Origin of the sequence: Actinophytocola xinjiangensis (assembly GCF_001921215.1) — a bacterium.
Taxonomy (GTDB): Bacteria; Actinomycetota; Actinomycetes; order Mycobacteriales; family Pseudonocardiaceae; genus Actinophytocola; species Actinophytocola xinjiangensis.
The window spans coordinates 174,946-196,961 of record NZ_MSIF01000016.1 but is presented as its reverse complement, the minus strand read 5'-3'; the positions used below and the strand labels follow the sequence as shown (position 1 = coordinate 196,961).

Below are 22,016 nucleotides of genomic sequence, written 5' to 3'. Positions count from 1 at the left end.
ACGACGACAAGCGGCCACGGACACGCGAGCTGTCGCCCACGGACACGCCACGTTGCGTCAACGTCATACCCACGCAGAGCACAGAACGGTCACCGGACACGGCGTAAAGAAACCATACGGATCGGGGTTGGCTGCGCGCGTACGCATCGTCGCGGCCGCGCGCAGCCCGGCGTGATCACAACGTCACGACCCGACCGATCTGAACAACCCACAGTATTCTCGCGCGCCTCCGGTCGCCGGAACCTGACGAAATCCTTGCGATCTCGACCTGTTCCGTTCATGGTGGCCGAGTTTCGGGCGGAAATCCTGGGACGCGCTCCACCGACAGCTAGGCCAACGTCTGGTACCAGGACGTGAGGTACGCGTGCCGACCGAGCACGTCGACGATGCCCACTGCTCCATCCCCTCCTCCACGGACCGTCTCGATCACCACCGAGCATGCCCGCTCGCCATCGCGGTCGCCATCGGTGTCTTCGGCGTTACCTCAGGTCAGGCCCTCGCCGGTGCGTCGGTCCGCTCATCGAGGTGCCGGTGCCGGTCGGGCTCGGGTATGTCAGTCTCTGGCTACGTCAACGCTGGCACCAGCCCAGCTGAAGGGAGGGTTCACCCGATGCTCCGTGTCGTGCGATCGCTGTTGACTCCGACGATGTGCCTGGCCATGGCGCTCACCGGCTGTTCGGCGTCGGTCACCGTCGATGACCGGGCCACGTCGACGGAGACCACCGTGGCGACCACCGAGACCGAGTTGGTCATCCCCCGGGAGACCGTGGAGGACGACATCGCCAATTCCCTTGAGGAGTCGGTGGGGCAACGACCCGACGCGGTGGAATGCCCCGGAGACCTGTCCGCGCGTCAAGGAGAGAGCATCCGGTGCGTGCTGCACGCGGGCCCCGACCGTCTCGGTGTGGCCGCGACGGTCACCTCCGCTTCCGTCCAGGGCGGCCAACTCGACTACCACCTCGATGTGAAGGTGGATGAGAAGCCGACGGGCTGAGACGTGAGGTCGGCCCCCGTCGAGTTCTGTCCGAGCGCTCGCCGCGCCAGACGCTGAACCGTTTCGACGCTCCACGAACCGAAGTAGGACTCGGCGGCGAGACTCGCCAGTCCGCCGAGATCGTCCGGACGCCCGGGACGGGCGGCGAGATCGGCCGTCCGCGTGTTGTCGGCCGACGGTTCGACGCCGAACTCCCGCTCGACCGCGTCGTGGACGGCGTTGATGGCTCGGGCGGCGCGCTCGTTCCAGCTTCCGGTGGCCCGGCGCGCGGTCACGACCGCGACAGCGGCCGGGACGAGGTCCGATCGCCGGTGCGCGTGGTCGCCGTCGGTGCTGCGGTTGTCGGTGGCGAGATCGAGCAGGAACGCGGCGTGCCGCGCGTGCTCGGTCACCGGCTGCGTGAAGCCCTGGGTGACTTCCCGGGTCATCGCCATCGGGTCGTCGGTGGCGTCGGTGGACACCCGCAGCGGGCCGGTACCGAACGCGGTACGGAGGTCGGCGCTGTCCGCCGACCACGCCAACTCCGGCGCGCCGGCACGGATACCCGCGATCCCCAGCCCGGCGGCGACGCACAGCAGCGCGTGGTCGTCACCGCCGACCTGGTCGAGCACCTCGGCGGCGGGGACGGTCCCGGCCCGAGCCCGGTCGATCAGGTCGAGGGTGAACCGCAGCAGCGGTTCGGCACGCACGAGAGCGCCGTCGTCAACGCCGTCCTCGGTGGAGCGCGGGCCGTCCGGCGAGCCGGCACCGCGATCGGGGCGCCGGTGACGCTCTCCCAGGCCCGCAGTGACGCTTCGGCGTGCCAGCCCTCGATCGAGGTGATCTCGATCGGCCCGTCCGCATGGATCTCGGCAAGGGTGGTGATCGAGTTCCGCAGGACCTCGGTGGGTGACATGGACCCGGACCCCAACCGGTGGCGGTCACCGCCCGACCGGCCGGCGGAGCTGAACGTATCGCCCGCGCGCCCGGCGTGTTTCGGGTCCCGTTGAGCGGAGGTCGTCGCGCTCCGCTCGGTGGCACTACGGTGAGAGCGCGCCACCACGGGTCTGTGGTGCGTTCGCCCGACCGTGTGATGGGAGCGTGATGACTGAGAAGTCGCGGGATTCCCGGAGACGGCAGGTCGGGGTGTCCTTGGCGGGGCTTCGGTTGGACGAGCTGCTGAGCGAACTGCAGGAGCGGTTGACCGAGATCACCAGGACACGGGACCGGTTGCAGGGCCTGCTGGACGCGGTCGTGGCGGTCGGCGCGGGCCTGGAGCTCGAGGGCACCCTCCAGCGGATCGTGGAGACGGCGGTCGACCTCGTCGACGCCCGCTACGGGGCGCTGGGCGTGCTGGGGGACGACGGGCTCTCGGAGTTCGTGCACGTGGGCATCGACAGTGAGACCCGCGCGGACATGGGTCACCTGCCGGAGGGCCGGGGTCTGTTGGGGCACCTGATCGAACACCCGTACCCGATCCGGGTGGCGGACCTGACCGAACACCCGTCCTCGGTCGGTTTCCCGCGCAATCATCCGCCGATGCGGAGCTTCATCGGAACGCCGGTGCGGCTGCGGGACGAGGTCTTCGGCAACCTGTACCTCACCGAGAAGAAGGGTGAGGCCGAGTTCACCGACGATGACGTCGTGGTGTTGGAGGCGTTGGCCTCGGCGGCGGGCGTGGCGGTGGAGAACGCGCGGCTGTTCGAGCAGGCCCGGCTGCGGGAGCGGTGGCAGCACGCGTCGAGTGAGGTCAACTCGTTGCTGCTGGGCGGTGCCTCGACCGAGGACGCGCTGCGGCTGATCGCGACCCGGACGCTGGAGCTGTCGGAGTCGAGTTGTGCGTTGATCCTGCTGGCTGATGAGCACGGTGAGACGTTGTCGGTGCGAGCGTCGGCGGGGGTGTTGGGGGAGAGGCTGGTCGGCCGTACGTTCTCGGCGGAGGAACCGCTGTGCGCGGAGGTGATGGCGGGGGGTGAGCCTCGGGTGGTGCCGGACGTCGCGGAGTTCGTGCGGGACGAGATCCCGGAGTTCGGTGAGTTCGGGCCGGCGAACATGGTGCCGCTGGGCGGTACCCGGAACGCGAGTGGTGTGTTGCTGGCGTTGCGCGGCAAGGGGGAGGAGAGGTTCGGCCGGGAGCTGTTGTCGTTGCTGGCGTCGTTCGCCGATCAGGCCGCGTTGGCGTTGCAGCTGGCGGACAAGCAGCGTCAGCAACGCCTGCTGGACGTGCTCGCCGACCGGGACCGGATCGCCGGTGACCTGCACGACCACGTGATCCAGCGGTTGTTCGCCGCCGGGATGAGTCTGCAGGGCATTCTGCGTCTCATCGAGAACCAGGAGGCCCGCGGTCGGGTGGCCCAGGTGGTGGGGCAGCTGGACGAGACCGTCCGCGAGCTGCGTACGTCGATCTTCGACCTGCACACGGCCGACACCGACGGGCCGTCGAGCCTGCGCCGCCGCATGCTCGACGTCGTGGCGGAGGTGAGCGCGGACATCCCTGTTTCGCCGTCGGTGCGGATCTCCGGCGCGGTGGATTCGTTGGTCCCCAAGGCGATCGCCGAGCACGCTGTCGCGGTGCTGACCGAGGGCGTGAGCAACGCGGTGCGCCACGCCAGGGCCAAGGACATCACGGTCACCATCGAGGCCGGTGCCGACCTGACCATCGACGTGACCGACGACGGGATCGGCATCCCGTCGGAGGTGGCGCGCAGCGGCCTGGCCAACATCGAGCGCCGCGCCGAGGCCCACGGCGGATCGGCCAGCGTGACACCCGGTCCGCACGGCGGGACGAAACTGGTGTGGCGGGTGCCACTCGCGCGGGCCTGACGCGGGACATGCCGCCGCTGGTCGGCCTAGCGCTCGTTTCGTGGGGCGCGGAGTTCGGCGGCGAGAACGGCGGCCTGGGTACGGCGCTGCATACCGAGCTTGTTGAGCAGGTGGGAGACGTAGTTCTTCACGGTCTTCTCGGCGAGGAAGAGCTTCTCGCCGATCTGGCGGTTGGTCATGCCTTGGCCGATGAGGTCGAACACGGCGCGTTCCTGCTCGGTGAGGGCGGCCAGCGGGTCGTGCTCCTCGCGTTCGCGGCGGATCCGGTTCATGAGCGAGGTGGTGGTGCGGGGGTCGAGCAGGGAGCCGCCGGAGCCGACGACGCGGATGGCGTTGAGCAGGTCGAGGCCGAGGACCTGTTTGAGCACGAACCCGGACGCACCGGCCATGATCGCGTCGAAGAGGGCTTCGTCGTCGGCGTAGGAGGTGAGCATCAGGCAGTTCACCGCCGGCAGTTGGGAGCGCAGCTCGCGGCACAGTTCGATGCCGGTGCCGTCGGGCATGCGTACGTCCAGCACCGCCACGTCCGGCGTCACTTGCGGGGCACGGGCGAGTGCCTCGGCCACGGACGCCGCCTCGCCGACGATCTCCAGGTCGGGTTCGTGTGCGAGCAGGTCGGAGATGCCCCGCCGCACGATCTCGTGGTCGTCGACCAGCATGATCCGAATCGTCACCGGGGCCTCCTCGTCCGACGTTGTTCGCTTTCCACGGTAGGCCCGTGCGAGACAGTGTCGCAGTGGGCGATCGGCATCATCAGGCCGGGCAGAAGGTCCCGCCGGGCACCCTCGGTGAGGTGACCGGCGGAACCGGTGACGGGTTCAGCGCAGCCAACCGTTTCTCCGCACGATGTCGAGTTGGGCCCAGCGGCGGCCCAGACCCCAGGTGTTTCCCGCGGCGGTGACGGCCATGAGGATGATCACCAGGGCGTAGATGATGTGGTAGTCGATGACGGGGTTGGTCGACATGGTCGGCTCGCCGGTGTCGGTGAACCGGGCCGGGGGCCATTCCGCCGCCCACATCAGCAGCATCATCACCGTGCCGGCGACGGCGGCGATCCGCAGTCCGATGCCGAACAACAGGGCGAACGCGATACCGGCCAGCCCGAGCATGAACAGCGTGTCAGCCCACCACGCGCCGGCCCAGCTCTGGAACATCGACGTGAGCGGCCCGTGGTCGAGGTGACCGAGGAAGCCCTTCGTGGGCGATCCGCCGTTGACCCACGCGTTCTCACCGGCGGTGGCGTAGCCGAGCCCGAACAGCTTGTCCACGAACGCCCACCCGAGCAGCAGACCGGTCGCGATCCGGACCACCGCCAGCACACGTCCCGCGACCTCGGTGTCCTGAGCAAGCTCGGTCCTGTTCCCCACCGGGTGGTCCTTGACGGACATTGTCTGCCTCCATTGTTCGTTCGTTTGTTACCCCGAAGTCTGCGTGGCCGGCCCCCTTCCGCTCGCCGGGCCAAGGTCCTTGGCCGCGCATCGTTGGTCCCGGCAAAGGGCCCGCCGTTCGAGGTCTTCATTCCCTGCTGCCGCGGTCACGGGCGTGACGTCGGGCGCACTGTCGGTCTCGCGCACGTCAGCTCACGCTGAGCACGTCGTCGAGGTCTCGGCGTGGGCTTCGCGGGATCGGAGCCGCGTCCGGTGGTGCCCAGCCGAGCCGGATCAGCAGTTGGGGCACGGCCTCGCCGCCCAGGACTTCGCGCTGGACCGTGCGGCGGGTGTCGGCGATCTCCAGTGGTTGGGACATGGGGCAGGTCGCGATCCCGAGCCTGGCCGCGTGCAGGAGGACGGCGCTGGTGGCCTCGCCGGCCCGCAGGTGGGCGAGCCGGTCGTCGCCCGGGGTGGCGACCACCAGCATCGACGCCAGCTCGCCGTAGCGCTTCCGGGTGGGCTGGGCGAGGGTGCCGTGGGAGAAGGCCCGTTGACGCGGCGTGGTGGCGGCGTCGTTGACCAGCGGGACGCTGGCCGCGAGAACACCGTCGTCGCTGCCGGGGCGTCGGCCGCTCCAGATCGCCATCTCGACGGCGTAGTCGGGGTTGCTCTCCTGCACGACCGCGGCCTGGGCGATGGCCCCGGCGAGGTGGAACCGCGCGGCCGGGTCGGTGACCACACAGGCGTGGCCTCCTTCGCCGGCCGCGGCGTCGGCGAGGACCTGGAGGTACTCCGGGGGCATCGGCCACCAGGAGTAACGCCGCCGGTCGGTCTGCCGGCGCCGGATCGCGTCGGCGAGGCCGAGGTCGTCCCTGCCCGGTACGCGCCGGCGCGCACCGACCACCGCCAGGAGACTGGCGTCGGTGGGGTCGGGCAACCGGCGCACCACGCCGGTCCAGCCGAGCGCGGCGAGCGCGACCCGCAGATGGTGCAACGCGGCACCACAGCTGAGGACGAGGTCCCGGCCGTCCGGGTCGGTGACCGGAACCTGGCGGGTCCGGTCGGCGAACAGGCGGATGGTCGCGTGGTCGTCGACCTGCCAACGCCACGGCTGGGTGTTGTGCACCGACGGTGCCCGCGTGGCAAGTTCGATCGCCTGTCGCACGGTCTCGCGGCCTGGGACGTGGTCGGTCATCAGCGGTGTCTCCTGGAACAGTGGGGGTCCTCAGGGCCCACGCTCCCTGCCCGTCCCCCCGCTCGACAGAGACCAACGGGCCTGCAGCCAGGGACCCCCGTCACCAGATGCCCGCCTACGCGGCCATCGCGACGCCCGTCGCGCCGGCGCCGCTACGGACACCCCGGTGGGCCCCCGAGTCCGCCGGTGGCGGGCGTTCGCCGTCGTGGCGACCGTCGGTAGTGGTCGAACAGCCTGCCGAGTGCCTCGTTCTTGGCCCGGGCGGATTCCTCGTCCCTGGCCCGCTCGGCGGCGAACACCCGTACCAGGTCGTGGAACTCGAACCGGTCCCCGGCGCGACGCCGCAGCAGGCCGGCCGCGACGAGGCCGACCAGCCGGGAGCCTGTGAGGCCGGGGGGCGCGCCGGTCAGCGCGCCGGCGGCGGAGGCGTCGAAGCCGCCGCCGGGATGCAGGGCCGCCAGGCGCAGCAGGCGCCGCTGGTCCGCGTCGAGCGTGGCGTAGGACAGGCCGATGGCGCGGGCCACCGGGTCGTCGAGCCGCAGATCGGCCCGGCGTCGGGTCAACCGGTCCAGGTGGTCTGCCAGCGTCCACTCGGTGTCGGCCCGGATCCGGGCCGACACCACGGACAACGCCAGCGGCAGGTGCCCGACGGCCTCGGCGATCCCCGCCACCGCACGCGGTTCCGCCTCGGCCCGGCGCGTGCCGATCTCGTGGCGGAGCAGCGCGGCGGACTCGTGCGGGCCGAACGGGTCGAGTACCACCCCGGGCAGGCCGTCGAGAACCCGCCGGCTGGTCACCACGGTCACCGACCCCGGGGTGTCCGGCAGCAGCGTCCGGATCTGGTCGGGGGAGGCCGCGTCGTCGAGCAGGAGCAGCGTGCGCCGGCCGGCGAGCCGGCGGCGCAACTCCTCGGCCCTGCCCCCGGTGTCCAGCCGCGCGATCCGGCCGCCGGGCAGGCCGAGCAGCCGCAGGAAGCCCTCCAGCACGGCGCCCGGGTCGGCGGGGACGTGGTCCGCGTCGTGGCCACGCAGGTTCACCGACAGGCACAGGTCCCGGCGCCCGCCGGCCGCCATGACGCGGTGGGCCAGGTGCACCGCCAGCCGTGTCTTGCCCACCCCGGCCATGCCCGTGATCGCCACGACCGCCGGGGGCCGGGCGAGGGCCGCCAGCAGGGTGGTCAGCTCCCGCGTGCGACCGGTGAAGCCGGCGGACTCGGCGGGCAGCGTGCCGCTCACCGCGACGATCGCCGCGTCGGTGGCGACGCCCTCGATCGCCCGGCACGCCTGCCGCCACGACGCGGCGGCCACCGGGTCACCGAGCAGCGCGCCCGCGATGTCCGCCACCAGCTCGGCGTCCAGCCGGGTCCGGCCGGGACGCAGGCACCGGTAGACCGTGTTGTACACGGGAAGTTCCAGCACACCACGCGCCTTCCGGTCCCGCACGACCCGCCGGTGCACCTCCCGGTAGGCCACCCCCGCCCACGTCCGCAGCGCCCGCAGCCGTGCGCTGAGTTCGTCATAGGACACCACGCCGTGCGGCCCCGGCGGCAGCCCGTGCCCGGCGTCGTCCACCTCGACCACCTCCTGCCGGTCGACAACCGGGGCAGAGTGTTCAACCGGGTCCGGATCGGGCGCAGCGGAACGTTCCAGTCGGCGACGGTGATCGACCTTGGTCGGGTTCGCGGTCCGCCGACGTCCGGCCGGCACATACTGACGCGCGTTTTTCGGGAAACCGGAAGGGAAAGGAGGTGCCGTCGTGACGATCGAGGTGCGCAAGGTCGAGTCGGTCAAGTCCACTCAGCACCCGGACAGCTGAGGCGTCGGTGGGTGGCGGCGACGCGATGCGCCCGCCGCCACCCGCTCCCGGACCAGTGAGGTGGTCATGATCGGTGTGAAGGAGTGCGCGTGGGAGCGCGTCGGTGACAGCGTGCTGGTCGTGTGTGACCCGAGCACGGTGATCGAGCTGGCCGACCCCGGCGGCACGGTCAGCACCCTGCTCACGGTGCTCGCCGAGCATCCGGGGGACCTGGCCGCGCTCCGCGAGCGCCTCGCGGACGCCGGGGTGACGGTCGGCGAGGGCGAACTGGCGGAGGCACTGGTCGCGCTGGACGGGCTGCGTCTGCTCGTCGACCCGTCCCGGCACGCGGGCGCCGGCCGCGAGGACGCCGGCCGGTACTTCAGCAACCTCGCCTTCTTCGACCTGTACGCCACGCGCGACATCGCCGACCGCGACCTGCAGGCCCGGCTGTCCGGCGCGCACGTCCTGCAACTGGGCACCGGCGGCCTCGGCTCGAACGTGCTGCAGAGCCTGGCCGGTCTCGGTGTCGGCCGGCTCACGCTGCTCGACGTCGACGTCGTCGAGCCGAAGAACCTCGCGCGACAGTTCCTCTACCGCGAGAAGGACATCGGCGTCCCCAAGGTCACGCGCGCCGCGGACTGGGTGCGGGAGTTCAACTCCGGCATCGAGGTCTCCGCCGTGCGGCGCTGGGTCGCCGGCCCCGGCGACCTGACCGACCTGCTGGACGGCGTGGACCTGGTCGTGTCGGGCATCGATCAGCCCAACGAGATCGACCAGTGGGTCAACGAGGCCTGTGTGCCGGCCGGGGTGCCGTGGATCCGGGGCGGGATGTCCGGTTCCCGGCTGGTCTACTTCTCCGTGCGGCCGGGCGTGAGCGCGTGCTACGCCTGCCGGATCACCGCCTACGGCGACGGGATCGACCGCGCGCCCACGGTGCTCGACGGCCGGCAGGCGGTCGCCCAACGGCTCAGTGCCGCGGTGCCCAGGGTCAACCGGGCCGTCGGGCCGGCGGCGGCGCTGATCGGCTCGCTGGTCGCGTTCGAGGCGATGCGTTACCTCACCGGCTACGAGCCGCCGTTCGGCGCGGGGGCGGACGTGCTGGTCGAGGTGACCGGTGGGTGCGCGCAGCGGCGTGAGGAGTGGCCCCGGGACCCCGGCTGCCCGGTGTGCGCGCGGGCGGCGGGCGGATGAGCGTCGAGGCGCGGCGGGTCACCCTGCGCCAGCTGACCGTGGTGCCCGACGGTGACGACGTGCTGATCGGCGACCCGGAGCGGGCCACGTTCGTCGCCGTCCCACCGGTCGGCGGCGTGGTGGTTCGGGCGCTGCTGGCCGGCCGGACCCTGGCCGAGACGGCCGAACTGGCCGAACGCGAGGCGGGTCAGCCGGTCGACGTCGACGCGTTCGTCCAGACGTTGACCGCTATGGGTTTCGTCGTCGGCGACGAGGAGGTCGCACCGGAACGCACCGCGACCGTGCAGCACCGTGGCTGGCTGACCGGGCCGCCGACGCGGGTGGTCCGGCCGCTGTTCGGCCGCGTCGCCTGGACGGTGTACGGCCTGGCCGCCGCGTTCTGCGTGACGGTCTTCGCGCTGCGGCCCGACCTGTTCCCCGGGCCGGCTGACGCGATGGTGTTGCCGGACGCCGGTCTCAGCCTCGTCGTGCTGGTGCCGCTGGCGTTCCTGCTGGTGGGGGTGCACGAGCTGTGGCACTGGTTCGCCGCGCGGGCGCTGGGCCTGCGCTCCCGGTTCGGCGTGGACCGGCGGCTGTACTTCCTCGTGTTCGAGACCGACCTCTCGCAGCTGTGGAGCGTTCCCCGGCGCGCGAGGTACGGCCCGCAGCTGGCCGGGCTCGCGATCGACCTGGTGCTCCTGGCGGTGTTCCTGTCGGTCGAACTGGTCTGGCCCGGTGTGTGGCTGGTGCCCGGCCTGGTGTTCGCGGTCGTGTCGACGACGCTGTGGCAGTGCATGATCTTCCTGCGCACCGACCTGTACGGGGTGTTCGTGACGGCGACCGGCTGCCGTGACCTGTGGCGGGTGAAGACGCTGCTGCTGCGCCAGGCGTTCGGCAGGCTGGACGCGTCCGGCACGGCCGAACTCGCGGCAGCCGACCCGAGGGACGTCCGGATCGGCACGTGGTTCCGCTGGCTGTGGCTGGCGGGCGTCGCCGTCGGTCTGGCGTACTTCGCCGTCTTCTACCTCCCGCTGCTGCACACGACGGCGACGTGGACCGTGGCGGGCCTCACGACCGGCACCGGCACACGGTTCTGGTGGACGCTGCTCGGCTCGACGCTGCTGTACCTGCCGTTCGTCTCGGTCACCGTGCTCGCCGTCCGGGAACGCCTGTCCCGGAGGTAGCTGACTCAAGTTTGTCCTTGAGTCAATGAACGTTGAGTGGTCCGTCAGCGCGGACGCGGACGCTGCGGGATCGCTGCGGCGGTCGAGCAGGTCGACGGGCCGGGGTCAGCCCAGTGCGCCCTTCATCTCGTTGTTGTAGTCGGCGAACAGGCCCTGGGCGGCGAGGGCGACCCCGACGATGGCCTTGATGACCTGGATGACCTTGAGCAGTGTGCTGGTCACTTCCGCGATACTCTTGTTGATCATCTTGATCAGGTCGTTGATCGCGGACAGGTCCGGCAGTGGGATGCCGATGGGCGACGCGTTCTTGTCGGCCTTGTCGAGGAACTGGAACAGCATCTTCATCGAGTCCGGAATTCCGGGAATAACTCCCTTCACCTCGTTGAACACCACGTAGCAGCCGTGGGCGTGCAGCTTGTAGCTCTCCCCGCATTCGGAGATGTCTCGCGCCGCTTCGTCGTACAGGTCGCAGATTTTCGCGACGAAGTGTTCGGCGTGCTCCGACGCGTTGCCGTCCCAGGTGGAGAACAGCGTGCCGGCGGCGCGGCGGGTGATCGCGCCCAGATTGATCCAGTAGTCACTTGCGTTGGTCATCGCGTCGCCGGCCGTGTAGATGGTGTCCCAGTCCCCCGAGAGCAGCGATGCGATCAGGGTGCAGAGCTCTTCCCACAGCCCGCAGGTCATGTCCCAGATCGCTTGCAGTGCCGGGTTCTTCAGTCCTCCCTGGGGGAGGACCGCCGACTTGGGCAGACCGAGGATGAAGTTGACGGTGTCCTGGATCGAGAAGTCCCCCTTGCCGGGGTATCCGTGTGGCGGGTAGTCGGAGCCGAAGTTGTAAGCGCCCTGATCGTACTGTTCGAGATTGGCGTCCCCGCTGGTCGGCAGGTCGAAGCCGAGATCGTCCCACACCTTCTCGATGCGTTCTCGCGACCTGTCGTTCGAGTTCGCGTAGAGCGTCCCGACCTCGGCGAGATTCGAATTGATCTTGCGGAGCATCGCCGGCGTGCAGCCGGCCGACACCGCAACTTCCTTGATCAGCTTGTCGTGGTGGATGAGCAGAAGGTTCAGCAATCCCGCTTTGCCCGATTCGAAGACGGGTTTGCGCAGCATGTCGTACAGATACCCGTCCGAATCGTCGGCGAGCTTCTCGAATCGGTCTTGCGCCAGGGTGAAGGCCCGTGGGCTCCACTTGAATCCCGTCATGTCAACAGCCCCGCTCTCACCATTCGTTTTTCGGACGCACGCTGTGCTCATCGAAGTACTCGTCGTCGCTCTTCTCGCGGGCGGGCGGCGGCGAGTCCGGAGGCTCGGGCGAAGGAAAGCCATCGCGCAGCCGGTCGACGACGTAGTCGGCGAGAGGATCCTCGTTCGCCCCGTCGGCGAGAGTGTCGGCAGCGACCTCGGCCAACCGCGCCTGGGCGAGCCGCACGCACCGCAGAACCTCCTGCGCGACCTTCGCCGGCGCCCAGTGCCGGGTCGTTTCGCCGAGCTCCAGGTCCGACAGCCCGCCACTGGCGGTCACCGTCGCCCGCACCGCACCGCCGGCCGACTCCGCGGTCGAGGTGAGGGTGGCCAGCGCCTGTTTCGCCAGGTCGGCGGCGCTGGCTCGCCGTTCCGCGCGCTCCTGGAGCCGCTCGAGGACCCGTTCGATCTCCACCACGCCGTCCCCAGTTGGCGACGGCGATCCCTGTGCTGATCCCATGTGAGATTCATACCGAGAACCGCGCCGGTATGTGGCGTTTTTCGCGAAACTGTCACATCCGGCGTCAGTCAGCTGCACGTCGTGCTCGCCCGGATCACCGGCGCCGGCCGCGCGCTCGGCGTGCCGGTCGTGTACTCCGCACGGCCCGGTGGCCAGAACCCGGAGCCGCTCACCCACCTGCTCTACCCGGCAAGAAGCCCGGGGTCGACCTGGTGCGGCGGTGGGTTGGCGTGCTTGTTGTTCGTGGACGCCCGCCACGTACTGCGCAGGTTGAGGGGATGGATATGTGACCCCGGGTGTTCGGTCCGTGCCGACCGACCCGGTGGCACGGGGAGATCGATTCGCCACTGAGTTGATGCTCGCGGACGGGGGCTCGCGGGAGACGGGAGGTTGGCAACGGGTCCTCCTTGCCGCCACGCGTGACGGTTCTGGGAACACCATCGCGCTGGTCGCCGTCCGGCGTGCGAACGTGACCGTGCGGTAGGACGTGGCGCGATTGTCGTTCACCGAGCAGGTGCTGATGCGGGCGTCCGGTGCAGGCGCCGGGGTCACACGGCGCCTGCCGCGGACGTCACCTCGGGGCTGCCGCCGCTGGTTCGGGCGGGGGTTCGGACCCTCCGTCGCGTTGTTCGGGGTGCCCGAACACGAGCGGGCGGTCGATCCGCGGTCGCGACCGTGCTGTCGGTGCTCCACAGTGCCCGCTGCGCGCGACCGGGAGAGCGTCGACGTGGCCCTCGACCGGGCGGAGATGATCATGATCGTCATCTCGCCGCTGCTACGCGGGGAGAGCCTCAGCGCCCGCATGACCTTCGTGTTCGGCTTCCACAAGGCCACCGGAGTCGCGACTGGCCTGACCACGATCACCGGCCTGCTGAACGCGGTCGCCGCCGCCGTCGCCGGCGCCTCGAGACGTCCCTGACACCGCGAACCCAGCACGTGTGTTGAGCGATTTGTAGAAACTGGTACACCGATGACCGATGAGGTCCGGTTCATTGTGGACCAGTGCTCCAGTCACACTTCGTGATGTTGGTTGTGTAGGCGTACTACGACCCGCGCCCGCTTCTCTGCACCAAGTCAAGTGCGAACGCGGCGTGTCTCGATCAGTCCATGGCCGCAAGCCAGTCGTTGGTGTCGCGGTGACGGCCGAGCCCGACTGCGTCGAACTCGTCGAAGTGCTCGCCTTTCGCGACGCCGAGTTGCCGCAGTGCTTGGGAGATCGGGCTACCGATGGCCGGGAATGGTTCGTCCTCTGCCAGGTGCAGAGGTCCAAGGACCACGTTCCCGTCGTTCCATATCTGCGCGATCTGTGTGCCGTTTCCGCCGAAGAACTCGGCCTCGACATAGGCCGCGGGGCCCTTCGCCGAACACGCTGCCAGCGCACTGCCGAAGCCAGCAGGAGCCTTCCAGAACCCGTCGAGTTTTGGAGCCCCAGCAACGGTGACCGCGTCGAAGAACGCGTCGGTCATGGGCAACAGCCACAGGTGTTGGCCGAGGGGCCCGATGCGTGCCTCCTCGATGGTGTCGGCCAGGTCGCGAAGTACGGGTTCGCTGGCGATGACTGCCTGCAGGCAATATCCCATGTCCACATTGTCGTCTGGCCAGTGAGGCGTGCGGGCCGGTGGGTGCCCAGGTTGAGCTTCCCCCGGTGCTCGACCAGGGACGTGGACCCGGTGACGATCCAGCCGCCGTCGCCGGCCCGGACGGCCGGGAGCGCGGCACCCGTGGCTGCGCGGTGACGTCGGTGTCGATGAGCCGCACCCAGCCGGTCGGGTGCCGTGTTGTCCTCGAGGTCGAAGGGCAGGCCGCCGGCTCGCTCGATCTGCGCGGCGACGTGCTCGGCGGCTTGCCTGTTTCCTTGTAGGTCAGGCAGACCCGCGCGGGCTTCCGGCCGAAGGCGACGGCGGTGGCCGCTCCGTCACCCGGCTGGTCATATGGGGTCGGTCGTGGGGGTGAGCACGCGCTCGTTGACAGTCTCGCGAGCCTGATCGTATTGTGCTTCGATAGGTGGAGCGGTCGTTTCACTAGATAAAACGGCGACGAACGCGGCACATCCCGGCCGGCAGACGGCACCGATGTGGACGGTGCGGACGACCCGGGTCGATGCCAGGGAGGCGAAACGGTCATGACCGAGCCGACTGTTGAGACGTCCGACGACGACCTGCGGCGGCGTGCGCTCGCGCGGACACCGGGCGGCGTTCATTCCAACGTCCGGCTCGCCGGGCCGAAGGTGTTCATCGACCGCGCGAAGGGCGCGTGGATGTGGGGCGTCGACGGCACGGACTACGTCGACTACCTGCTCGGGCAGGGACCCAACTTCCTGGGGCACGCACCGGACGTGGTGCTGTCGGCGGTGGAGCGGGCCTGCCGGCGCGGGATGGTCTACGGCGGTCAGCACGCGCTCGAGGTCGAGGCGTCCGAACTGGTCTGCGAGGCGTTGGGCTGGGCCGAGATGGTCCGCTTCGGCGTCTCCGGCACCGAGTCGGTGCAGGCGGCGCTGCGGCTGGCGCGGGCGGTGACCGGGCGGACGAAGGTGATCCGGTTCGAGGGCCATTACCACGGCTGGCTGGACAACGTCCTGCTCGGGCAGCGCGACGACGCCTGGGGCGTGGCCAGTGCGGGGCAGCTGCCCCACCACCACGACGACTTCGTGCTGGTGCCGTGGAACGACCCGGCGGCGGTCGAGGCGGCGATCGGCGACGACGTCGCCGCCGTGATCATGGAACCGATCATGATCAACGCCGGGGTCATCGAGCCGGCGCCCGGCTACCTGGAGCGGGTCCGCGAGCTGTGCGACGCGCGCGGTGTGGTGCTGATCTTCGACGAGGTCATCTCCGGCTTCCGGCTGGGACTCGCCGGCGCGGCCGGCCGGTACGGTGTCGTGCCGGACCTCGCCACCTACGGCAAGGCGCTCGCCGGCGGCTGGCCGGTGTCCGCGCTCGCCGGGCGGGCCGACCTGATGGCGGGCTTCGGCACCGGCGAGGTGAACCACTCCGGCACGTTCAACGCGTCGGTGATGACCATGGCCGCCACCGTGGCGACCATCCGGTCGCTGCGCGACGACCCGCCGTACGCGCGGATCGCCGACCACGGCACCGCGCTCATGACGGGCATCCGCGAACTGGGCGCCCGACACGGGGTCGCCCTGCACGTGCAGGGGTTGCCGGCCGCGTTCCACGTGTCCTTCGGCGAGCAGGACGCCACCGACCACCGGTCGTTGCGGCGACTGGGCCTCGATCGGTACACGAAGTTCGCCGAAGCGCTGGTGGCGCACGGCGTCTGGGTCGCGGGGCGCGGCGTCTGGTACGTCTCGGCGAGTCACGGCCCCGCCGAGCTGGATGCCACGCTGGCCCGGTTCGACCAGACCCTGACCGACTGGCTGTGAGGAGTCCAGGTGTCCATTTCCGACGGTCCGTTGTTTCCGCCGGCCGTTCGTGCCGGTGAGTTCGTCTACGTCTCCGGGCAGGCGTCGGTCGACGAGACCGGTGCCATCGTCCCCGGCACGTTCGCCGAGGAGATGCACCGGTCCATCGAGAACGTGCGCCGGGTCCTCGAGGCGAAGGGGCTCACACTGTCCGACGTGGTCAAGGTGAACGCGTACGTGCACGATCCGGCGGACCTGGCCGAGTACAACCGGCTCTACCCGACGTACTTCCCGTGGCCGCGACCGGCCCGCACGACCATCACGAGCTGTCTCACCGACGCGATCAAGTTCGAGCTCGACGTCGTCGCCCACCCGAGCCGGCGGTGATCACCGCCGAGCGGGTGAGCGTGGCCAGGGCGGAACTCGGCGAGTCACCCCTGTGGGACACCGGCGTCGGCCTGCGCTGGCTGGACGTGCCCGGCCGCGCGCTGCACACGATCGGCCTCGACGGCGGCGAGTCGGTGGTGGCGCTGCCGGAGACCGTCAGCGCCGTCGAGCCGACCACCGGCGCGACCCTGCTCGCGGTCACCGCCACCGGGTTCGCCCTGCTGGACCCGGACACCGGCGCCCTCACCCCGTTCGCGGCGGCGGTCAGCCAGGACGGGGTCGCGATGAACGACGCCGCCGTCGACCCGAGCGGACGGTGCTGGGCCGGCTCCGCGGTGCGCGACGACAGCTTCCGTGGTGCGCTCTACCGGCTCGACGAGCACAGTGTGACCATGTGCGAGGGCGGGCTGGGCATGTCCAACGGCATCGACTGGTCGCCGTCGGGCACGGTGATGTACCACGTGGACAGTGCGGTCGGCGAGCTGCGGGCCCACGCCTACGACCCGGCGACCGGTGACCTCGGCGGCCGGCGGGTGCTGCGTACCGTGCCGGCCACGGTGGGCCTGCCCGACGGGCTGACGGTGGCGCGGGACGGCGGGGTGTGGCTCGCGGTGTGGGGAGCCGGCCAGGTGTGGCGGCTGGACCCGGACACCGGGGAGACCACCGAGATCGTCGCCGTGCCGACACCCCACCCGACCAGTTGCGCCTTCGGCGGACCCGACCTGGGCACGCTCCACGTCACCACCGCGCGGCCGGGCGGACACGTGTACGCCGCCGACGTGCCCGCCGTCGGTCGGCTGCCGCACCGGTTCGCCGGGGCCGGCCGATGAGCACGCGGACCGCGCTGGTCACCGGCGCCTCCCGGGGCATCGGCGCCGCCGTGGCCCGCCGGCTCGCCCGCGAGGGGTTCGCGGTGGCGCTCAACAGCCTGCCCGCCGCCGGCATGGTCGCCGCGGCCGAGGCGGTGGCCGAGGACATCCGCGCCGCGGGTGGGGCCGCGGCGGTGTACCCGGCCGACATCAGCGCCGCCGCCGAGGTGGACGCGATGGTGGCCCGGGCGAGCGCCGAGCTGGGCCGGGTGCACGTGTTGGTGCTCAACGCGGCCGCCTCGGCGCTGCGGCCGTGGCACGAGGTCACCGAGGCCGAATGGGACGCGACCTCGGCGGTCAACCTCAAGGGCGCGTTCCTGTGCGCCCGCCGGGTGTTCGCCGACCGGCCACCGGCCGACGGCGCCGTCGTCACCGTGAGCAGTGTGCAGGCCGCGCTCGGGGTCGCCGACGCCCTGCCCTACGCCACGACCAAGGCCGGCGTCATCGGGTTCACCCGCTCGCTGGCGCGGGCGCTGGGCCCGGCCGGGGTTCGGGTCAACTGCGTGATGCCCGGCGCCATCCGCACCGAGCACGAACTGGAGCACCACCCGGACCAGGACGCCGTCGCCCGGGAGGTGTTCGCCGTACAGGCGCTGCGCCGCCGGGGCACGGCCGAGGACGTGGCCGGGGCGGTCGCCTTTCTCGCCGGACCGGACGCCGCGTTCGTCACCGGCCAGACCCTCTGCGTCGACGGCGGCTGGGTTCCTCGGTAGCGAAGGAATGCGGTAGCGAAGGAATGAGGTACTGATGATGTCGGGCCTTGGCCGGTTCGCGGCCGATCTGCCGGCCGTGTCCCGGTACGTGACCCTCGGTGAGGGCGGCACACCGTTGCTGGCGCTCGACCGGCTCGCCGCCCGGTTCGGGCTGGCGGGACTGTCGGCCAAGGTGGAGTCCGCCAATCCGACCGGTTCCTACAAGGACCGGGTGGCCGCGATGTCCCTGTCGCTGGCGCTCGACCGGGGCAACCCCGGCTGGATCGCCACCTCCTCGGGGAACGCCGGACTGGCCTTCGCCGCCTACGGGGTCCGGGCCGGGCTGCCGGGATTCCTGTGCGTCGTGGCGGGCGCGCCCCCCGGCAAGCTGATCCCGCTCGTCCCCTACGGCATCGGGCTCGCCGCGGTGACCGACGTCGGCGACGGCGGCAGCGGCCGGTCGGGGGCCGGGCTGATGGAGCTGGTGCGCGACGCCGCGCGCCGGCACGAGCTGTTCCTGGGCATCACCGCGAACCGGTACAACCCCGACGGGATGCGGGGCATCGAGACGATCGGCTACGAACTGGCCGAACAGCTTCCGGACACGACCCAGGTGTACGTGCCGACCGGCGGCGGCGGACTGCTCGCGTCCCTGGCCCGGGGTCTGGCGCACCGGGGCGTTCCCGCGGCGGTCGTCGCGTGCCAGCCGGCCGGGTGCGCGCCGATCGTGCGGTTCCTCGACGGTGAGCTGGCGCGCCCGGTGATCGAGCGCTGCGACACCCGCGTCTCGGCGCTGCAACTGCCCGAGCCGCCCGACGGCGACCTCGCGGTGGCCGCCGTCATCGGCTCCGGTGGCTGGGGTACCAGCGTGTCCGACGAGGAAACCCTTGCCGCGCAACGGTTGCTGGCGGCGACTGAGGGCCTGTTCGTGGAGCCGGCGTCGGCGACCGGGCTCGCCGCGGTGATCCGGGACGTGGCCGCCGGCCGACTCGGCGGGACCGACCACCCGGTGCTGGTCCTGACCGGGGCCGGCTGGAAGGACCTCGACCGGTTCGCCGCGGCCGCCGAGCGGATCCCGGAGGTCGGGCTCGGCGGCGTCGCCGAGCGGGTCGACCGCTGGGCCGGGGAGGTGCGGTCCTGATGCGGCTCGCGGTGCTCGGTCTGTGGCACGAGGCCAACACGTTCGCGTCGGTCCTCGCCGACAGCGCCTACGTCGAGGCGGCGGGGGTGCTGCGCGGTCCGGAGATCGTCGCGCGCCACGACGGCGGGACGACGACGGTCGCCGGCTACCTCGCGGCCGGCGCCCGGCACGCCGACGTCGAGCTGGTGCCGCTGGTGATGACGACGCTCGTGCCGGCGGGGCCGATCACCTCGGCGGCCCTGCACCCGCTCGTCGACGAGATGGTCGCCGCGCTCACCGCCGGCGGGCCGTTCGACGGCGTGCTCGCCGCCCTGCACGGCGCCGCGGTCGCCGAGGACGTGCTCGACGTGGACGGCTTCCTGCTCGGCCGGTTCCGGGACGCCGTCGGACCGGACGTGCCGATCGGGGTGTCCCTGGACCTGCACGCCAACGTCAGCGCGGCGATGTGTGCGCACTCCGACGTGCTCAACACCTACCGCACCAACCCGCACGTGGACGCCAGGGAGGTGGCGCAGGAGGTCGCCGAACTGGTGATCCGCACGGTCCGCGGCGAGCTCCGGCCCACCCAGGCGTTCGCGCCGCTGCCCGCCGCGATCAACATCCTGTGCCAGAACACCGGCGAGTCGCCGATGCGCGACGCCCTGGCGGACGCGCGGGCGACGATGGCCCAGGCGGGGGTGCTGTCGGTGTCGGTCGCCGAGGGCTACCCGTACGCGGACGTGCCGGAGATGGGCATGGCGGTCGTCGTGGTGACCGACGACGACCAGGCCGCCGCCGGGCGGCACGCCAGGGCGCTGGCCGAACGGGTGTGGGCGCGCCGGGCGGGGTTCGACACCACCGCCCCCGGCGCGGCCGAGGCCGTGGCGCTCGCGGCGGCGGCACCGGCGGGACCGGTGTTGCTGCTCGACGTCGGTGACAACATCGGCGGCGGCTCGCCGGGGGACTCGGTGGTCCTGCTCAACGCCGCCCGGGACGCGGGGTTGGCGAACCTGCTGACGATCGTGTGGGACCCGGTGTCGGCGGCGCACTGCGTCGAGGCCGGCGTCGACGCGCGGGTGACGCTGTCGATCGGCGCACGGACCGACCCGGAGACCGGGCCGCCGGTGACCGCGACCGCCACCGTGCTTGCCCTGCACCACGGGGTGCACGAGGCCACCGAGCCGGTGCACGCCGGACTGAGCAGTTTCGACGGCGGCCCCACCGCCGCGGTCCGGCTCGACAGCGGCCAGACGGTGATCCTCACCAGCAAGGTCGTGCCGCCGTTCAGCACCGCGACGCTGGCGACCGTCGGGCTGGCGCCCGGTGACTTCGCGGCCATCGTGGCCAAGGGCGTGCACTCCCCGCTCGCCGGCTACCGACCGCACGTCACCGAGGTGGTCCGGGTCGACACCCCCGGGGTGACGAGCGCGGACCCGCGCCGGTTCGCCCTCCGGCACCGCCGCCGGCCGATGTTCCCGTTCGAACCAGAAACGACCTACCCGGAAGAAGACGGTGTGTGACATGAAGGTACTGGTGACCGGCGCGAGCGGCCGGGTCGGCGCGAACATGGTCCGGCGGCTGCTCGCGGCGGACGCGGAGGTCCGGGCGCTGGTGATGCCCGGCGACCCGCAGGCGGCCAAGCTCGCCGGACTGTCCGATGTGGAGGTCGTGCCGGCGGACCTGGGTGACCAGGCGGCCATCGACGCGGCCTGCGCGGGCGTGACGCACGTGGTGCACCTCGCCGCGCAGCTGGTGCGCGGGGACACCCCCGTCGACCGGTTCTTCGACGTGAACGCGTTCGGCACGCTGCGGCTGCTCGAAGGGGCGGTCCGGGCGGGCGGGGTGGAACGGTTCCTGCTGGCGAGCACCGACGGCACCTACCGCCCCGGCGACCCGCCGAGGGTGCCGTTGGACGAGAGCACGCCGCAGGAACCCGCCGACTACTACGGAACCGCCAAGCTCCTCGGCGAGGTGATCCTGCGCAACCACGCCGCCCAGTTCGACATCCCGTTCGCCATCACCCGGTTCGCCACCGTCGTCAGCCCCGAGGAGGCGGGCGCGGTGTTCACCCTCGGGTACCTGCGGGAGTTGCTCGGCCGGGTCGCGCTGGGCCGGGACTCGAACCTCTGGCAGCTGTTCCGCGAGCACCCCGAACTGGTCACCCTCCTGGACCAGGCTGCCGGTGACGCGCCGGCGAGCACCCCCACCGTGCTCACCGGGCCGGGCGGGGCGCCGTGGTCGATCCACCTGGTGGACGTGCGGGACGCGGTCGAGGGCGTGTACCTCGCGCTCACCCACCCGGACGCGCTGGGCCGCGCGTTCAACATCGCCGGCCCGGCGCCGACGTCGTTCGACGACGGGGCGGCGGTGCTGGCCGACGGTGGGCCGACGCTCACCGTGGAGCTGCCGATCCGGTGGCGCCTGGAGATGACCGTCGACGCGGCCCGGGACACGCTCGGCTACCGGCCCCGGCACGACTACCGGAGCATGGTGGCCTCGGTGCACGACGACTACGTGCCGGCGCGGGTGTGACCGGGTCGCCGAGGGGTCAGCCCGGGGTGGCGGCGATCTGTTCGGCCGCCGCCCGCAGCGCGGTGGCCACCTTGGCGATGTCCTGCATCGGCAGCCGGGCGGCGGGGGCCGACAGGCTCAGCGCGGCGGGCAGCCGGGTGCCGGGGATGACCACCGCGACACAGCGGCCGTCGACCTCGTTCTCCCCGTTGTCGAGCGCGTGGCCCACCCGCCGCACGGTGGCGAGCTCGGTGAGGTAGTCGGTCGGCGAGGTGATGGTGTTGACCGTGCGGGCGGGCATGCCGGAGGCGACGAGGAGTTCCCGAACTCGTTCCTCCGGCAGGTACGCGGCGATCGCCTTGCCCAGCGCGGTCGCGTGCAGCGGGTCGCGGTCGCCGCGCTTGGCGGCCAGCCGCACGGATCGCCGGCTTTCCACGATCTCCAGGTAGATCGCCGAGTCCCCGTCCAGCACCCCGAGGTTCACCGTCTCGCCGAACTCGTCGCGCAGGCGTTCCAGTACCGGCCGCGCCCGCTGCCGCAACACCTCGACCTGGCGGGACTGCATGCCGACGAACCCGAGGCCCAGCCGGTACATCCCGGCCTCCGCGTCCCGTTCGACGTAGCGGTAGGCCTCCAGGGTCCAGAGGTAGCGGAACGCGGAGGACTTGGGCAGTTCGGTGGCCTCCGCGATCTCGATCAGCGAGACGCCGTCGATCGACTCCTGCAGGAGGTTGAGGATCGCGCACACGCGCTCCACGGCCCGTACCGAGTAGTCCCGCTCGTCGGTGCGCTGCTCGCCGGTGGGGCGGCTCGTGACCATGGGCGTCCTTCCGTTGTTACGGCTGGGGATCTCGTTGAGTGA

Annotated in this window: 23 protein-coding genes and 1 pseudogene; 14 read left to right on the top strand and 10 right to left on the bottom strand. The window is 71.5% G+C overall.

What is annotated here, in order from left to right; genetic code table 11:
• Positions 1–445: 445 nt before the first annotated feature.
• Positions 446–594 (top strand): annotated as a pseudogene (locus tag BLA60_RS45755) (ACR3 family arsenite efflux transporter); the annotation flags it as partial.
• A 28-nt stretch (positions 595–622) separates the two neighbouring features.
• Positions 623–994: a DUF4333 domain-containing protein gene (locus BLA60_RS42440; protein ID WP_211288870.1), complete on the top strand. Its 372-nt coding sequence runs from the start codon at positions 623–625 to the stop codon at positions 992–994.
• On the opposite strand, the gene BLA60_RS28070 is transcribed toward BLA60_RS42440, so the two are convergent.
• Together BLA60_RS28070 and BLA60_RS43695 are read right to left on the bottom strand one after the other, a co-directional pair.
• A complete protein-coding gene (locus tag BLA60_RS28070) occupies positions 952–1,683 on the bottom strand; it encodes a hypothetical protein (RefSeq protein WP_154814668.1) in 732 nt (243 codons plus the stop codon). The two genes, BLA60_RS42440 and BLA60_RS28070, sit on opposite strands and share 43 nt — an antisense overlap.
• A complete protein-coding gene (locus tag BLA60_RS43695) occupies positions 1,644–1,889 on the bottom strand; it encodes a hypothetical protein (protein ID WP_154814667.1) in 246 nt (81 codons plus the stop codon). Before BLA60_RS43695 ends, BLA60_RS28070 begins: the two co-directional genes overlap by 40 nt.
• 188 nt (positions 1,890–2,077) lie before the next feature.
• Here BLA60_RS43695 and BLA60_RS28060 point away from each other — a divergent pair, with 188 nt between their 5' ends.
• On the top strand, positions 2,078–3,796 hold the full coding sequence (locus BLA60_RS28060) for a sensor histidine kinase (protein WP_075136006.1): 1,719 nt from the start codon (positions 2,078–2,080) through the stop codon (positions 3,794–3,796).
• Between the two features lie 26 nt (positions 3,797–3,822).
• On the opposite strand, the gene BLA60_RS28055 is transcribed toward BLA60_RS28060, so the two are convergent.
• The 4 genes from BLA60_RS28055 to BLA60_RS28040 all read right to left on the bottom strand — a co-directional run bounded on the left by BLA60_RS28055 (position 3,823) and on the right by BLA60_RS28040 (position 7,932).
• Positions 3,823–4,470 carry a response regulator gene (locus BLA60_RS28055; RefSeq protein WP_281257484.1) on the bottom strand — a complete coding sequence of 216 codons (648 nt, stop codon included), beginning with the start codon at positions 4,468–4,470 and terminating at the stop codon, positions 3,823–3,825.
• A gap of 144 nt (positions 4,471–4,614) precedes the next feature.
• Entirely contained in the window at positions 4,615–5,184 is a 570-nt protein-coding gene (locus tag BLA60_RS28050; protein WP_075136005.1) for a hypothetical protein, read from the bottom strand.
• Between the two features lie 187 nt (positions 5,185–5,371).
• Positions 5,372–6,361 (bottom strand): Acg family FMN-binding oxidoreductase, encoded by a 990-nt coding sequence (locus BLA60_RS28045; protein ID WP_075136004.1) that lies wholly within the window; start codon positions 6,359–6,361, stop codon positions 5,372–5,374.
• A gap of 152 nt (positions 6,362–6,513) precedes the next feature.
• Positions 6,514–7,932, bottom strand: coding sequence for an NB-ARC domain-containing protein (locus BLA60_RS28040; protein ID WP_154814666.1), 1,419 nt, complete (start codon positions 7,930–7,932; stop codon positions 6,514–6,516).
• Positions 7,933–8,242: 310 nt separating this feature from the next.
• Between BLA60_RS28040 and BLA60_RS28035 the strand changes: the two genes are divergently transcribed.
• Positions 8,243–9,349: a HesA/MoeB/ThiF family protein gene (locus tag BLA60_RS28035; RefSeq protein ID WP_075136002.1), complete on the top strand. Its 1,107-nt coding sequence runs from the start codon at positions 8,243–8,245 to the stop codon at positions 9,347–9,349.
• On the top strand, positions 9,298–10,512 hold the full coding sequence (locus tag BLA60_RS28030) for a hypothetical protein (protein WP_084735327.1): 1,215 nt from the start codon (positions 9,298–9,300) through the stop codon (positions 10,510–10,512). The genes BLA60_RS28035 and BLA60_RS28030 overlap by 52 nt, the downstream gene beginning before the upstream one ends.
• A 105-nt stretch (positions 10,513–10,617) precedes the next feature.
• On the opposite strand, the gene BLA60_RS28025 is transcribed toward BLA60_RS28030, so the two are convergent.
• The gene (locus BLA60_RS28025) at positions 10,618–11,715 is read right to left on the bottom strand and encodes a hypothetical protein (protein WP_075136001.1); all 1,098 of its coding nucleotides are present in this window, start codon (positions 11,713–11,715) and stop codon (positions 10,618–10,620) included.
• Between the two features lie 16 nt (positions 11,716–11,731).
• Positions 11,732–12,169 carry a YbaB/EbfC family nucleoid-associated protein gene (locus tag BLA60_RS28020; protein WP_154814665.1) on the bottom strand — a complete coding sequence of 146 codons (438 nt, stop codon included), beginning with the start codon at positions 12,167–12,169 and terminating at the stop codon, positions 11,732–11,734.
• A gap of 739 nt (positions 12,170–12,908) precedes the next feature.
• On the opposite strand from BLA60_RS28020, the gene BLA60_RS43690 reads away from it, so the two are divergent.
• A complete protein-coding gene (locus tag BLA60_RS43690; protein WP_154814664.1) occupies positions 12,909–13,133 on the top strand; it encodes a hypothetical protein in 225 nt (74 codons plus the stop codon).
• A 181-nt stretch (positions 13,134–13,314) separates the two neighbouring features.
• Here BLA60_RS43690 and BLA60_RS28010 read toward each other — a convergent pair whose 3' ends face one another.
• The gene (locus tag BLA60_RS28010) at positions 13,315–13,794 is read right to left on the bottom strand and encodes a hypothetical protein (protein WP_075136023.1); all 480 of its coding nucleotides are present in this window, start codon (positions 13,792–13,794) and stop codon (positions 13,315–13,317) included.
• A 38-nt stretch (positions 13,795–13,832) separates the two neighbouring features.
• Here BLA60_RS28010 and BLA60_RS28005 point away from each other — a divergent pair, with 38 nt between their 5' ends.
• The 8 genes from BLA60_RS28005 (at position 13,833) to BLA60_RS27970 (ending at position 21,175) form a co-directional block, all read left to right on the top strand.
• Entirely contained in the window at positions 13,833–14,075 is a 243-nt protein-coding gene (locus BLA60_RS28005; RefSeq protein ID WP_162293021.1) for a hypothetical protein, read from the top strand.
• 261 nt (positions 14,076–14,336) lie between these two features.
• Complete coding sequence (locus tag BLA60_RS28000) at positions 14,337–15,596, top strand: aspartate aminotransferase family protein (protein WP_075135997.1); 1,260 nt, start codon at positions 14,337–14,339, stop codon at positions 15,594–15,596.
• Positions 15,597–15,605: 9 nt separating this feature from the next.
• Positions 15,606–15,962: a RidA family protein gene (locus tag BLA60_RS27995; RefSeq protein WP_075135996.1), complete on the top strand. Its 357-nt coding sequence runs from the start codon at positions 15,606–15,608 to the stop codon at positions 15,960–15,962.
• Positions 15,959–16,792, top strand: a complete 834-nt coding sequence (locus BLA60_RS27990; protein ID WP_075135995.1) for an SMP-30/gluconolactonase/LRE family protein — start codon at positions 15,959–15,961, stop codon at positions 16,790–16,792. Before BLA60_RS27995 ends, BLA60_RS27990 begins: the two co-directional genes overlap by 4 nt.
• Positions 16,789–17,544 (top strand): SDR family NAD(P)-dependent oxidoreductase, encoded by a 756-nt coding sequence (locus tag BLA60_RS27985; RefSeq protein ID WP_075135994.1) that lies wholly within the window; start codon positions 16,789–16,791, stop codon positions 17,542–17,544. The genes BLA60_RS27990 and BLA60_RS27985 overlap by 4 nt, the downstream gene beginning before the upstream one ends.
• Positions 17,545–17,578: 34 nt before the next feature.
• Positions 17,579–18,664 carry a pyridoxal-phosphate dependent enzyme gene (locus BLA60_RS27980; protein WP_075135993.1) on the top strand — a complete coding sequence of 362 codons (1,086 nt, stop codon included), beginning with the start codon at positions 17,579–17,581 and terminating at the stop codon, positions 18,662–18,664.
• Positions 18,664–20,163 (top strand): M81 family metallopeptidase, encoded by a 1,500-nt coding sequence (locus BLA60_RS27975; RefSeq protein WP_075135992.1) that lies wholly within the window; start codon positions 18,664–18,666, stop codon positions 20,161–20,163. Before BLA60_RS27980 ends, BLA60_RS27975 begins: the two co-directional genes overlap by 1 nt.
• Position 20,164: 1 nt before the next feature.
• The gene (locus tag BLA60_RS27970) at positions 20,165–21,175 is read left to right on the top strand and encodes an NAD-dependent epimerase/dehydratase family protein (RefSeq protein WP_075135991.1); all 1,011 of its coding nucleotides are present in this window, start codon (positions 20,165–20,167) and stop codon (positions 21,173–21,175) included.
• 16 nt (positions 21,176–21,191) lie between these two features.
• On the opposite strand, the gene BLA60_RS27965 is transcribed toward BLA60_RS27970, so the two are convergent.
• Positions 21,192–21,974, bottom strand: a complete 783-nt coding sequence (locus BLA60_RS27965; RefSeq protein WP_075135990.1) for an IclR family transcriptional regulator — start codon at positions 21,972–21,974, stop codon at positions 21,192–21,194.
• Positions 21,975–22,016 lie beyond the last annotated feature (42 nt).

Excerpts from the sequence above, each read along its gene's own strand:
- BLA60_RS28010 (WP_075136023.1), bottom strand. The coding sequence starts at position 13,794 with ATGGGATATTGCCTGCAGGCAGTCATCGCCAGCGAACCCGTACTTCGC.
- BLA60_RS28050 (WP_075136005.1), bottom strand. The coding sequence starts at position 5,184 with ATGTCCGTCAAGGACCACCCGGTGGGGAACAGGACCGAGCTTGCTCAG.
- BLA60_RS27970 (WP_075135991.1), top strand. The coding sequence starts at position 20,165 with ATGAAGGTACTGGTGACCGGCGCGAGCGGCCGGGTCGGCGCGAACATG.
- BLA60_RS27985 (WP_075135994.1), top strand. The coding sequence starts at position 16,789 with ATGAGCACGCGGACCGCGCTGGTCACCGGCGCCTCCCGGGGCATCGGC.
- BLA60_RS27980 (WP_075135993.1), top strand. The coding sequence starts at position 17,579 with ATGATGTCGGGCCTTGGCCGGTTCGCGGCCGATCTGCCGGCCGTGTCC.
- BLA60_RS28035 (WP_075136002.1), top strand. The coding sequence starts at position 8,243 with ATGATCGGTGTGAAGGAGTGCGCGTGGGAGCGCGTCGGTGACAGCGTG.
- BLA60_RS27975 (WP_075135992.1), top strand. The coding sequence starts at position 18,664 with ATGCGGCTCGCGGTGCTCGGTCTGTGGCACGAGGCCAACACGTTCGCG.
- BLA60_RS27965 (WP_075135990.1), bottom strand. The coding sequence starts at position 21,974 with ATGGTCACGAGCCGCCCCACCGGCGAGCAGCGCACCGACGAGCGGGAC.
- BLA60_RS28060 (WP_075136006.1), top strand. The coding sequence starts at position 2,078 with ATGACTGAGAAGTCGCGGGATTCCCGGAGACGGCAGGTCGGGGTGTCC.
- BLA60_RS43695 (WP_154814667.1), bottom strand. The coding sequence starts at position 1,889 with ATGTCACCCACCGAGGTCCTGCGGAACTCGATCACCACCCTTGCCGAG.
- BLA60_RS28045 (WP_075136004.1), bottom strand. The coding sequence starts at position 6,361 with ATGACCGACCACGTCCCAGGCCGCGAGACCGTGCGACAGGCGATCGAA.
- BLA60_RS28025 (WP_075136001.1), bottom strand. The coding sequence starts at position 11,715 with ATGACGGGATTCAAGTGGAGCCCACGGGCCTTCACCCTGGCGCAAGAC.
- BLA60_RS28000 (WP_075135997.1), top strand. The coding sequence starts at position 14,337 with ATGACCGAGCCGACTGTTGAGACGTCCGACGACGACCTGCGGCGGCGT.